The sequence below is a fragment of the Chryseobacterium sp. CH25 genome (genome assembly GCF_004119455.1).
Classification (GTDB): domain Bacteria; phylum Bacteroidota; class Bacteroidia; order Flavobacteriales; family Weeksellaceae; genus Chryseobacterium.
The window spans coordinates 1-249 of record NZ_NRQT01000111.1 but is presented as its reverse complement, the minus strand read 5'-3'; the positions used below and the strand labels follow the sequence as shown (position 1 = coordinate 249).

Annotated in this window: 1 protein-coding gene; it reads right to left on the bottom strand. The window is 36.9% G+C overall.

From position 1 onward, the window contains the following. Window positions 1–249, bottom strand: a 249-nt coding sequence (locus BOQ64_RS23500; RefSeq protein ID WP_185147100.1) for a hypothetical protein, incomplete at both ends; no start/stop codon positions are given.

The window sequence follows — 249 nt, the reverse complement described above, 5'->3', positions numbered from 1 at the left end:
GGAGAGCTACTTCCAGGATACGTTTCCATTACGAAATCGTCTAATTTCAATGCAAAAGGAGTATTATATACCTTTGGTCCGAATCCAAGCATAATGTTCAATCCGTCCATTGTAATTTGTTTATAAGCGTTTGGATTTCCTTTTTCTACAGGAGAGCTACTTCCAGGATACGTTTCCATTACGAAATCGTCTAATTTCAATGCAAAAGGAGTATTATATACCTTTGGTCCGAATCCAAGCATAATGTTC